Here is a 12,099-nt window from a genome sequence, read left to right as displayed (position 1 = left end):
TTGCAAGGCCGTCAAACTCACCAGCGGTAGTGGGCGAAGGCCTTGTTGGCTTCGGCCATGCGGTGGGTTTCTTCGCGCTTCTTGATGGCGCCACCACGGTTTTCCGAGGCATCCAGCAGTTCTGCAGCCAGCTTCTTCGGCATGGTGTTCTCACCACGCTTACGGGCCGAGTCGATCAGCCAGCGCATGGCCAGGGCCATCTTGCGCGACGAACGCACTTCGACCGGCACCTGGTAGGTCGCACCGCCGACGCGGCGGGACTTCACTTCGACCGACGGAGCCACGTTGTCCAGAGCCTTCTGAACCAGCTCGATGGTGTTCGGGTTCTTTTCGCCGATCACATCCATGGCGCCATAGACGATCTTTTCAGCGACCGACTTCTTGCCGCTCAGCATCACCATGTTGATGAAGCGTGCGATGGTTTCACTTCCGTGCTTCGGATCCGGCAGGACAGAGCGCTGCGGCGTATTACCTTTACGAGACATGTGTACTTTCCCTTAGCTCTTCGGACGCTTGGCGCCGTACTTGGAACGGCCCTGGCGACGCTTGGCAACGCCGGAGGCGTCCAGCGAACCACGCACGGTGTGGTAACGCACACCCGGCAGATCCTTGACGCGACCGCCACGGATCAGGACCACGGAGTGCTCCTGCAGGTTGTGGCCTTCGCCGCCGATGTAGCTAATCACTTCTTCCTGGTTGGTCAGGCGGACCTTGGCAACCTTGCGAAGCGCCGAGTTCGGCTTCTTCGGAGTGGTGGTGTACACGCGCGTGCAGACGCCACGGCGCTGGGGGCACTTTTCAAGAGCCGGGGAGGCACTCTTGTAAGTGGTTGCCTGCCGCGGCTTGCGGACAAGCTGATTGATCGTCGCCATCAGTAAGTTCTTCTGAGAGAGGCCAATGAAAAAACTGGCCATGAATGCGGATATGTGCGAGCAGGCGAGAGACCGGCCTGCTGAGACAGACGATTGTAGCAACCCGGCGAAAACGCAGTCAAATGCGCACGCGCCCGGCCAGCCCTGATCCCGGGCCGTTACAGGGGAGCCTTTTCCGTGCCCCCCGTTCAGATTGTCAACCGGCCCCCTTTCGCGGACCGGCGGGCATCCTACCTCATTGGTGGCGATAACGCCACCTACTCGGCCGGTGTGACACCCCCAACGGGGGTGCCCTACCTGTTTGGCACCACCCACGGTGGTGCCCTTACCCCTGGGGATGTCGTATCGACCCTCCCCGGGTGGTCCGGCCCGAGGGCCGGACCGGGTGCATCATTCGTCCGAAGCCGAATCGGCGTCGGTCGAGTCGATGACCGCTGCCACGGCCGCCGCGACGACCGGAGCCGCCTCAGCCACCACCGGCGAACCGGACAGCTGCTGCATCTCCGAATCGGTCAGCCCCGAGGCGTTCTTGCGACGGTTGGCGTGGTAGGCCAGGCCGGTACCGGCCGGGATCAGACGGCCGACGATGACGTTTTCCTTCAGGCCGCGCAGGTTGTCCGAGGTGCCGCGGACGGCAGCTTCGGTCAGCACGCGGGTGGTTTCCTGGAACGACGCGGCCGAGATGAACGACTCGGTGGCCAGCGACGCCTTGGTGATACCCAGCAGGACCGGATCGAAACGGGCGATCAGCTCGTTGCGGGTGGTCAGGCGTGCATTTTCCTCGATGACGCGCTGGCGCTCGGCCTGCTCGCCATTCAGGAACTTGCTGCTGCCCTGGTCGGTGATCTCGACCTTGCGCAGCATCTGGCGGGTGATGACCTCGATGTGCTTGTCGTTGATCTTCACGCCCTGCAGGCGGTACACGTCCTGGATTTCCTTGACCAGGTAGGCCGCCAGCGGCTCGACACCCAGCAGGCGCAGGATGTCCTGCGGGCTCGGCTCGCCGTCCACGATGGTTTCACCCTTGGTCACGTGCTCACCTTCGAACACGATCACCTGGCGGTACTTCGGAATCAGCTCTTCGTGCTCCGAACCATCGGTGTCCTTGATGATCAGGCGCTGCTTGCCCTTGGTGTCCTTGCCGAAGCTGATGATGCCCGAGCGCTCGGCCAGGATCGCCGGATCCTTCGGCTTGCGGGCTTCGAACAGATCGGCCACGCGCGGCAGACCACCGGTGATGTCGCGGGTCTTGGACGCTTCCTGCGGGATCTTGGCAACCACGTCGCCTACGCCGACGGCGGCGCCGTCCTGCAGGTTGACGATGGAACGCGGCGGCAGCAGGTACTGGGCCGGCAGATCGGTGTTCGGGATCGTCAGGTCATTGCCCTTCGCATCGACGATACGCACGATCGGGCGCAGTTCCTTGGCCTGCGAACCACGACGCTTCGGATCGGTGATCTCCCGCGAGGCCAGGCCGGTCAGTTCGTCGGTCTTCTCGATGACGGTGACGCCGTCGATGAAGTCGATGAAGCGGATGAAACCCGCCACTTCGGACACGATCGGGTGGTTATGCGGATCCCAGTTGGCCACGGTCTGGCCAGCCTTCACTGCATCGCCGTCCTTGGACGCGATCATCGAGCCGTACGGCAGCTTGTAGCGCTCACGCTCACGACCGTGGGCATCGAGCACCGAGATTTCACCCGAGCGCGAGACCGCGACCAGCGAACCGCTGGCATGTTCGACCGACTTCAGGTTGTTGAACTTCACCGAACCGGTGGTCTTCACCGTGATGTTGTCCACGGCAGCCGCACGCGATGCCGCACCACCGATGTGGAACGTACGCATGGTCAGCTGGGTACCCGGCTCGCCGATCGACTGCGCGGCGATGACGCCGACCGCTTCACCGATGTTGACGATGTGGCCACGGGCCAGATCGCGGCCGTAGCAGCGACCGCAGACGCCGAACGCCGAGGCGCAGGAGATCGTCGAGCGCACCTTGATGCTCTGCACGCCGGCATCTTCCAGCTTGGCGACCCAGGCTTCGTCGAGCAGCGTGTTGCGGGTCACGATCGGATCTTCGTCGTTGCCCGGCAGGAACACGTCCTCGGCCACGACACGACCCAGCACGCGGTCCTTCAACGGCTCCACGACGTCGCCGCCTTCCACGATCGGGGTCATGGTCAGGCCTTCGGTGGTACCGCAATCCACCTCGGTGATCACCACGTCCTGCGCCACGTCGACCAGACGACGGGTCAGGTAACCCGAGTTCGCCGTCTTCAGCGCGGTATCGGCCAGACCCTTACGGGCACCGTGGGTGGAGTTGAAGTACTCCTGCACGTTCAGGCCTTCACGGAAGTTCGCCTTGATGGGCGTTTCGATGATCGAGCCATCCGGACGGGCCATCAGGCCACGCATGCCGGCCAGCTGGCGGATCTGCGCCTGCGAACCACGGGCACCGGAGTCGGCCATGATGTACAGCGAATTCATCGACTTCTGGTCGATGGTCTCGCCCTTGGCGTTGATCACCTTCTCGGTACCAATGGTGTCCATCATCGCCTTGGCGATGCGTTCATTGGTACGCGACCAGATGTCGACCACCTTGTTGTAGCGCTCACCGGCGGTGACCAGGCCCGACTGGTACTGCTCCTGGATTTCCAGCACTTCGGCTTCGGCCTCGGTGAGGATGCCGCGCTTCTCGTCCGGGATCAGCATGTCGTCGATACCGATCGACACGCCCGCACGGGTTGCGTAGGCAAAACCGGTGTACATCAGCTTGTCGGCGAACACCACCGTGTCCTTCAAGCCCAGCTGACGGTAGCTGGAGTTGATCAGGCGGCTGATGTTCTTCTTGGTCAGCTCGGTGTTGGCCAGCGCGAACGGCAGGCCTTCCGGCAGGATTTCGGCCAGCAGGGCGCGACCGATCGTGGTGTCCACGATCGAGGTCTTGTTCTGCTTGTTGCCTTCCTCGTCGGTCACCACCTCGGTGATGCGGACCTTGACGCGTGCGTGCAGTTCCACCACGCGGTTGTCATAGGCGCGCTTCACTTCGGAGATGTTGGCGAAGGCCATGCCCTCGCCCTTCTTGTTCTCCAGCGAGCGGGTCATGTAGTACAGACCCAGCACGACGTCCTGCGACGGCACGATGATCGGCTCGCCGTTGGCCGGCGACAGGATGTTGTTGGTGGACATCATCAGCGCACGCGCTTCCAGCTGGGCTTCCAGCGAGAGCGGCACGTGGACGGCCATCTGGTCACCGTCGAAGTCGGCGTTGAACGCGGTGCAGACCAGCGGGTGCAGCTGGATGGCCTTGCCTTCGATCAGGACCGGCTCGAACGCCTGGATGCCCAGACGGTGCAGGGTCGGCGCACGGTTCAGCATCACCGGGTGTTCGCGGATGACCTCTTCCAGGATGTCCCAGACTTCGGCTTCTTCGCGCTCGACCAGCTTCTTGGCGGCCTTGATGGTGGTGGCCAGGCCACGACGCTGCAGCTTGGCGAACACGAACGGCTTGAACAGTTCGAGCGCCATCTTCTTCGGCAGGCCGCACTGGTGCAGGCGCAGGTACGGACCGACCACGATGACCGAACGGCCCGAGTAGTCGACGCGCTTGCCCAGCAGGTTCTGACGGAAGCGACCCTGCTTGCCCTTGATCATGTCGGCCAGCGACTTCAGCGGGCGCTTGTTGGTGCCGGTGATGGCACGGCCGCGACGGCCGTTGTCCAGCAGCGCATCGACCGATTCCTGCAGCATGCGCTTTTCATTGCGCACGATGATGTCCGGCGCGTTCAGCTCGAGCAGGCGGCGCAGGCGGTTGTTGCGGTTGATGACGCGGCGGTACAGGTCGTTCAGGTCGGAGGTCGCGAAGCGGCCACCATCCAGCGGAACCAGCGGACGCAGGTCCGGCGGCAGCACCGGCAGCACGGTCATGACCATCCATTCCGGACGGTTGCCCGATTCCAGGAAGGCTTCGACCAGCTTGATGCGCTTGGTGAGGCGCTTGAGCTTGGTTTCCGAACCGGTGCTGGCGATTTCTTCGCGCAGGCGGGTCATTTCCGACTGCAGGTCGATGGTGCGCAGCAGCTCGTAGACCGCCTCGGCGCCCATGGCGGCGTCGAAGTCGTCGCCGTGCTCCTGGCGGGCCTGCAGGTACTGTTCTTCGGTCAGCAGCTGGCGGCGCTCCAGGGCGGTCAGGCCCGGCTCGGTCACCACGTAGGCTTCGAAGTACAGCACGCGCTCGATGTCACGCAGGGTCATGTCCAGCATCAGGCCGATGCGCGACGGCAGCGACTTGAGGAACCAGATGTGCGCGACCGGCGAGGCCAGGTCGATGTGGCCCATGCGCTCACGGCGCACCTTGGCCAGGGTCACTTCGGTGCCGCACTTTTCGCAGACAACGCCGCGGTGCTTCATGCGCTTGTACTTGCCGCACAGGCACTCGTAGTCCTTGACCGGGCCGAAGATGGCGGCGCAGAACAGGCCGTCACGCTCCGGCTTGAAGGTACGGTAGTTGATGGTTTCCGGCTTCTTCACTTCGCCGAAGGACCACGAACGGATCAGGTCCGGCGAGGCCAGCGCGATCTTGATCGCGTCGAAGTCCAGCGTCTGGCGCTGCTGGTTGAAGAGGTTGAGCAGGTCTTTCATGGTGTTTCTCCGAAAGGAGGAAATCTTGTCGATGGGGCTGTCGATTCACTTCCGGCGGCGCGGCTGCCGGGGCAGCCGCGCCTGCGCGATCAGTTGTCTTCCAGTTCCATGTTGATGGCCAGCGAGCGGATTTCCTTCACCAACACGTTGAAGGATTCCGGCATGCCCGCGACCATCTCGTGCTCACCGTCGACGATGTTCTTGTACATCTGGTTGCGGCCCTGCACGTCATCGGACTTCACCGTCAGCATTTCCTGCAGGGTGTAGGCCGCGCCGTAGGCTTCCAGCGCCCAGACTTCCATTTCACCGAAGCGCTGGCCACCGAACTGCGCCTTGCCGCCCAGCGGCTGCTGGGTAACGAGCGAGTACGGACCGGTCGAACGGGCGTGCATCTTGTCGTCGACCAGGTGGTTCAGCTTCAGGTAGTGCATGTAGCCCACGGTGGTGTGGCGATCGAATGCCTCACCGGTGCGACCGTCGAACAGCTGGGTCTGGCCGCTGAGCGGCAGGTCCGCCAGCGCAAGCATGTGCTTGATCTCGGCTTCGCTGGCACCGTCGAACACCGGGGTGGCCATCGGCACGCCGTCGGTCAGGTTGCCGGCCAGGCGCAGCAGCTCCTCGTCGCTGAACTGGGTCAGGTCAACGTGGTTGGCATGCTGGGTCTTGTCGTGGTTGTACACGTCGTCCAGGAACTTGCGCAGGTCGCTGATCGCCGCCTGTGCCTCGAGCATGCCCTGGATCTTGCGACCCAGGCCCTTGGCGGCCCAGCCCAGGTGCACTTCGAGGATCTGGCCGATGTTCATACGCGACGGCACGCCCAGCGGGTTCAGCACGATGTCCACGGTCTCGCCCGAGGCCATGTACGGCATGTCCTCGACCGGCACCACGTTGGAGACCACACCCTTGTTGCCGTGGCGGCCTGCCATCTTGTCGCCCGGCTGGATGCGGCGCTTCACGGCCAGGAACACCTTGACCATCTTCAGCACGCCCGGAGCGAGGTCGTCACCGGCGGTGATCTTGCCGCGCTTGTCGGCGAAGCGACGCTCGAATTCCTTCTCGTGCGCCTGGATCTGCTTCTGGGCGCGTTCGATGGCTTCCGAGGCGTCCTCGTCCTTCATGCGCAGCACGAACCAGTCAGCCTTCTTCAGGCCGTCCAGGTACGCGTCGGAGATGGTGTCGCCCTTCTTCAGGTTCGTACCACCGTTGGCCACCTTGCCCACGATCTGCGAGCGCAGGCGTGCGTAGATCGCCGCTTCCAGGATGCGGAACTGGTCGTCGAAGTCCTTCTTGACGCGCTTGATTTCAGACTCTTCGATCTGACGGGCGCGCTTGTCCTTCTCGATGCCATCACGGGTGAAGACCTGCACGTCGATGACGGTGCCGTCCATGCCCGGCGGCACGCGCAGCGAGCTGTCCTTCACGTCGGACGCCTTCTCGCCGAAGATCGCGCGGAGCAGCTTCTCTTCCGGGGTCAGCTGGCTTTCGCCCTTCGGCGTGACCTTGCCGACCATGATGTCGCCGGCGCGCACTTCGGCACCGATGTACACCACGCCGGACTCGTCGAGGCGGTTCAGCGCCTGCTCGGAGACGTTCGGGATGTCGGCCGAGATTTCCTCCGGCCCCAGCTTCGTGTCACGCGCAACGCAGGTCAGCTCTTCGATATGGATCGTGGTGTAACGATCCTCTTCCACCACGCGCTCGGAGAGCAGGATGGAGTCTTCGAAGTTGTAGCCGTTCCACGGCATGAACGCGATCAGCATGTTCTGGCCCAGGGCCAGCTCGCCGATGTCGGTGGACGGACCGTCAGCCAGCACGTCGCCACGCGCCACCACGTTGCCCACTTCGACCAGCGGACGCTGGTTGATGCAGGTGTTCTGGTTGGAGCGGGTGTACTTGATCAGGTTGTAGATGTCCACGCCGGCGTCGGTCGCGTCGGTGATCTCGGCTTCGTTGACCTTGACCACGATGCGGCCGGCGTCGATCTGCACGATCTCGCCACCACGACGGGCATTCACGGTCACACCCGAGTCACGGGCCACGGCGCGTTCGATACCGGTACCCACCAGCGGCTTCTGCGCACGCAGGGTCGGCACGGCCTGGCGCTGCATGTTGGCGCCCATCAGTGCACGGTTTGCGTCATCGTGTTCCAGGAACGGAACCAGCGCGGCCGCGATGGACACGGTCTGCATCGGCGAGACGTCCATGAAGTGGACTTCCGCCGGCGGCTTCAGCAGCGACTCACCCTGGAAACGGCACGGCACGAACTGCTCGGTGAGCATGCTCTTGGCATCGGTCAGGGCGTTGGCCTGGGCGATGACGTACTCGTTTTCTTCGATGGCCGACAGGAACTCGATGTCGTCGGAGACCTTGCCGTCATGCACCTTGCGGTACGGGGTCTCGAGGAAACCGTACTGGTTGGTGCGGGCGTACACGGCCAGCGAGTTGATCAGGCCGATGTTCGGGCCTTCCGGCGTTTCGATGGTGCAGACGCGGCCGTAATGGGTCGGGTGCACGTCGCGAACTTCGAAGCCGGCACGTTCGCGGGTCAGGCCGCCCGGGCCCAGTGCCGAGACGCGACGCTTGTGCGTCACTTCCGACAGCGGGTTGTTCTGATCCATGAACTGGGACAGCTGCGAGGAGCCGAAGAACTCCTTGATGGCAGCGGCGACCGGCTTGGCGTTGATCAGCTCCTGCGGGGTCAGGCCTTCGGATTCGGCCATCGACAGGCGCTCCTTGACCGCGCGCTCGACGCGGACCAGGCCCACGCGGAACACGTTCTCGGCCATTTCACCGACCGAACGGACGCGACGGTTGCCCAGGTGATCGATGTCATCGACCACGCCGCGACCGTTGCGGATCTCGGTCAGGACCTTGATCACTTCCAGGATGTCGGAGCTGTCGCCGTGCTCGGCGACCAGGCGCTTGGACTCTTCGTCGTTGCGCTCACCGAAGTACTTGCGGTCGTACAGCACGGCTTCGCCGGTGACTTCCTTGCGGCCGACACGGCGGTTGAACTTCATGCGGCCAACCGTGGACAGGTCGTAGCGCTCGAAGGTGAAGAACAGGTTGTGGAACAGGTTCTGCGCGGCGTCCTTGGTCGGCGGCTCGCCCGGACGCATCATGCGGTAGATCTCGACCAGGGCTTCCAGCTGGGTCTTGGTCGGGTCGATGCGCAGGGTGTTGGACAGGTACGGGCCACGATCCAGGTCGTTCACCCACAGGGTGCCCACGGCATCGACGCCGGCCTTGCGGAAGGCCTGCAGCTGTTCGTCGGTGATTTCGTCGTTGGCCTGGGCCAGCAGTTCACCGGTGTTGGCATCGACCACGTCGTGCGACAGGATGCGGCCGACGATGTAATCGTCCGGCACGGCCAGGGCGGCAATGCCCGAGGCTTCCAGCTGCTTGACGTGACGCGCGGTGATGCGCTTGCCGGCTTCGACGATGACCTTGTCGCCGTCGGCCAGGTCGAAGTTCAGGGTCTCGCCGCGCAGGCGCTCGGCCACCAGCTCGAGCTGCACGCCCTCATCGGGATTGATGTGGAACGTGTTGATCTCGAAGAACTCGGCCAGCATTTCTTCGTTGCTGTAACCCAGCGCACGCAGCAGGATCGACACCGGCAGCTTGCGGCGACGGTCGATACGGGTGAACAGCGCGTCCTTCGGGTCGAACTCGAAGTCCAGCCAGGAACCGCGGTACGGGATGATGCGGGCGCTGTACAGCAGCTTGCCCGAGCTGTGGGTCTTGCCACGGTCGTGGTCGAAGAACACGCCCGGCGAACGGTGCAGCTGCGAGACGATCACGCGCTCGGTACCGTTCACGATGAAGGTGCCGTTGTCGGTCATCAGCGGGATTTCGCCGAGGTAGACCTCCTGCTCCTTCACGTACTTGATGGCCTTGGTCGACGACTCGCGGTCGTAGATCACCAGGCGCACGGTCACGCGCAGCGGCGCGCCGTAGCTCATGCCGCGCTGGCGGCACTCGCGCTCGTCGAACACCGGTTCGCCAAGCTTGTAGCCGACGTATTCCAGCGCAGCGTTGCCGCTGTAGCTGGCGATCGGGAACACCGACTTCAGGGCCGCGTGCAGGCCGAGATCACGGCGCTTGGCCGGATCCACGTTTTCCTGCAGGAACTCGCGATAGGAATCCACCTGGATGGCGAGCAGGAAAGGCACTTCGAGGATCGAGCGCTGCTTGCCGAAATCCTTGCGGATACGCTTCTTTTCGGTGAAGGAATATGACGTCATGGGGTCTCACCTTGGCTGTGCGGGCCCCGCCATGGAGGCGTGGTCCGAAGGGAACATGAAAATTGTCAGTTGGAAGTCGCTGGTATTGCCGGCACCAGCACGCCTTCTCCCGCTACTTCCAACTACCAACTTGCCGGCCTGGGCCGGTAATTCGGTGGAGCAGACGACCAACAGTCGTCTCTACCGTCGTCTCTACCCGGTCGGGTTTGCAACAACGACCAAAGGCCGGGGGCTTACGCCCCCAGCCTTGGCTGCATCGCCGTGATTCGATGGCGAGGCAAGGAACTGCTTACTTGACTTCGACAGTCGCGCCAGCAGCTTCCAGGTCCTTCTTGAACTTCGCAGCGTCGTCCTTCGAAGCGGCTTCCTTGATCATGCCGCCGGCTTCTGCCAGATCCTTCGCTTCCTTCAGGCCCAGGCCGGTGATGGCACGGACGGCCTTGATGACTTCGACCTTCTTCTCGCCGGCCGACTTCAGGATGACGTCGAATTCGGTCTGCTCTTCAACAGCAGCGGCCGGGCCAGCGGCAGCAGCCGCGGCAACCGGAGCAGCGGCGGAGACGCCGAACTTCTCTTCGATGGCCTTGACCAGCTCCATCACTTCCATCAGGGACTTCTCGGCGATGGCGTCGACGATCTGTTCGTTGGTAAGGGACATTTTGATTACCTTTGGATAATTTTCTGGGTTCAGGTTCCGTCAGGAACCACGTAAACAGCGACTCAGGCGGTTTCGGCAGCCGGCTCGGCAGCGTCGGCGGTTTCGCCACCGTTCTGCTTGTCGCCGATGGCCTTGATGGCGCGGGCGAACATCGTGACCGGCTCGGTCAGGACGCGGGCCAGCATGGCCAGGGCCTGATCGCGGGTCGGCAGCGATGCCAGCACGTCGACGTGGCTTGCCGGGAACACTTCACCACCGATGGCAACGACCTGCGGAAGCAGCTTGGCGTTGGTCTTGGCGGCGTCCTTGATCAGGCGACCGGCTGCGCCGGGCTCCTCAAGCGAGAACGCGAACAGCATCGGACCGGTGAACTTGTCCGTTGCACATTCGAACTCGGTGCCCTTGACGGCGCGCTCGGCCAGCGTGTTCTTGACAACCTTCAAGAAAACGCCGGTTTCGCGTGCCTGCTTGCGCATCGCGGTCATCTGAGAGACCGTGGTGCCAGCGTAATGGGCTGCGATCAAGGAGTGAGCCTTGGCAGCGATGTCCGCAACCTCGGCCACTACTTCTTGCTTCTGGGACAGATTGAGAGCCATTGCACTCCTCCAATTGAACTCCGCTTACGGCTCCTGCCGTTTGCGGTCCTGGGCGGCATCCGTCCTGGACGCCGGGAACATCGGGTTGATGTTCCAAGGGTGGGCCGTTCTAGACCTGGATGGCCAACCTGGGTGAACCCAGACGTGCGTTAACCAGAAAAACTCCAGAAGGGCACCATCTACGCAGGGCGATTCCCGAAGGAATCCATTAAGCGGTCGGTACTGCGCCGGCGGCGACTCCTTGCCAATGCGAGCATCCCTGCCCGTCGCCGGTATATAACGACCGCGCCTGCGGTCTTTGACGGCTTCTCCGCGGAACGAGTCCGCTCGGATGCCTTCAAAATTCACGGGTATGCAACCGGAGCCGCATACCCGCTTGAAACGATTACTTCAGGGTCAGCGACGACGGATCGACGGTGACGCCCGGGCCCATCGTCGAGCTGACCGACACCTTCTGCAGGTACAGGCCCTTCGAGGTCGCCGGCTTGGCCTTGATCAGGTCCAGCAGCAGCGCCTGCAGGTTCGACTTCAGCGCGTCTTCGGCGAAGTCGGCCTTGCCGATGGTGCAGTGGATGATGCCGGCCTTGTCGGTGCGGTAACGCACCTGGCCCGACTTGGCGTTCTTGACGGCTTCGCCCGGGTTGGCCGACACGGTGCCGACCTTCGGGTTCGGCATCAGGCCACGCGGGCCCAGCACGGTGCCCAGCTTACCCACGACGCGCATGGCGTCCGGGGTGGCGATGACGACGTCGTAGTTCAGATCGCCGGCCTGCATCTTCTCGGCCAGGTCGTCCATGCCCACGGCTTCCGCGCCAGCGGCCAGGGCTTCGTCAGCCTTGGCACCGGCCGGGGCGAAGACGGCAACGCGCACGCTCTTGCCGGTACCGGCCGGCAGCACGGTGGAACCGCGCACCTGCTGGTCGGACTTCTTGGCGTCCACGCCCAGGCGCACAGCGACGTCGAAGGACTCGACGAACTTGGCCTTGGTAGCGGTCTTCAGGATCTTGATTGCGTCCTCGAAGGCATACGCCTTACCCGGGACGACGGCGGCCTGGATGGCCTTCTCACGCTTGGTCTGTGCCATCTTC

The 12,099-nt window shown here is 63.5% G+C and carries 7 protein-coding genes; all 7 read right to left on the bottom strand.

Annotated features, from left to right (window positions below; genetic code table 11):
• Window positions 1–17 precede the first annotated feature (17 nt).
• Complete coding sequence (gene rpsG, locus AC3ITN_RS04170; RefSeq protein WP_313348940.1) at window positions 18–485, bottom strand: 30S ribosomal protein S7; 468 nt, start codon at window positions 483–485, stop codon at window positions 18–20.
• Between the two features lie 12 nt (window positions 486–497).
• Window positions 498–872, bottom strand: a complete 375-nt coding sequence (rpsL, locus tag AC3ITN_RS04165; RefSeq protein ID WP_025879344.1) for a 30S ribosomal protein S12 — start codon at window positions 870–872, stop codon at window positions 498–500.
• A 390-nt stretch (window positions 873–1,262) separates the two neighbouring features.
• Complete coding sequence (rpoC, locus tag AC3ITN_RS04160; RefSeq protein ID WP_313348942.1) at window positions 1,263–5,513, bottom strand: DNA-directed RNA polymerase subunit beta'; 4,251 nt, start codon at window positions 5,511–5,513, stop codon at window positions 1,263–1,265.
• An 89-nt stretch (window positions 5,514–5,602) separates the two neighbouring features.
• A complete protein-coding gene (gene rpoB / locus AC3ITN_RS04155; RefSeq protein WP_313348943.1) occupies window positions 5,603–9,757 on the bottom strand; it encodes a DNA-directed RNA polymerase subunit beta in 4,155 nt (1,384 codons plus the stop codon).
• Between the two features lie 289 nt (window positions 9,758–10,046).
• On the bottom strand, window positions 10,047–10,415 hold the full coding sequence (gene rplL / locus AC3ITN_RS04150) for a 50S ribosomal protein L7/L12 (RefSeq protein ID WP_068849444.1): 369 nt from the start codon (window positions 10,413–10,415) through the stop codon (window positions 10,047–10,049).
• A gap of 62 nt (window positions 10,416–10,477) precedes the next feature.
• Window positions 10,478–11,011, bottom strand: coding sequence for a 50S ribosomal protein L10 (rplJ, locus tag AC3ITN_RS04145; RefSeq protein WP_313348945.1), 534 nt, complete (start codon window positions 11,009–11,011; stop codon window positions 10,478–10,480).
• 385 nt (window positions 11,012–11,396) lie between these two features.
• The gene (gene rplA, locus AC3ITN_RS04140; RefSeq protein ID WP_313348947.1) at window positions 11,397–12,095 is read right to left on the bottom strand and encodes a 50S ribosomal protein L1; all 699 of its coding nucleotides are present in this window, start codon (window positions 12,093–12,095) and stop codon (window positions 11,397–11,399) included.
• Window positions 12,096–12,099 lie beyond the last annotated feature (4 nt).

The sequence above is a fragment of the Stenotrophomonas sp. KH_036_B genome, from assembly GCF_057839485.1.
This window is presented reverse-complemented; position numbering and strand designations above follow the sequence as displayed.

Excerpts from the sequence above, each read along its gene's own strand:
- rpoC (WP_313348942.1), bottom strand. The coding sequence starts at position 5,513 with ATGAAAGACCTGCTCAACCTCTTCAACCAGCAGCGCCAGACGCTGGAC.
- rplA (WP_313348947.1), bottom strand. The coding sequence starts at position 12,095 with ATGGCACAGACCAAGCGTGAGAAGGCCATCCAGGCCGCCGTCGTCCCG.
- rplJ (WP_313348945.1), bottom strand. The coding sequence starts at position 11,011 with ATGGCTCTCAATCTGTCCCAGAAGCAAGAAGTAGTGGCCGAGGTTGCG.
- rpoB (WP_313348943.1), bottom strand. The coding sequence starts at position 9,757 with ATGACGTCATATTCCTTCACCGAAAAGAAGCGTATCCGCAAGGATTTC.
- rpsL (WP_025879344.1), bottom strand. The coding sequence starts at position 872 with ATGGCGACGATCAATCAGCTTGTCCGCAAGCCGCGGCAGGCAACCACT.
- rpsG (WP_313348940.1), bottom strand. The coding sequence starts at position 485 with ATGTCTCGTAAAGGTAATACGCCGCAGCGCTCTGTCCTGCCGGATCCG.
- rplL (WP_068849444.1), bottom strand. The coding sequence starts at position 10,415 with ATGTCCCTTACCAACGAACAGATCGTCGACGCCATCGCCGAGAAGTCC.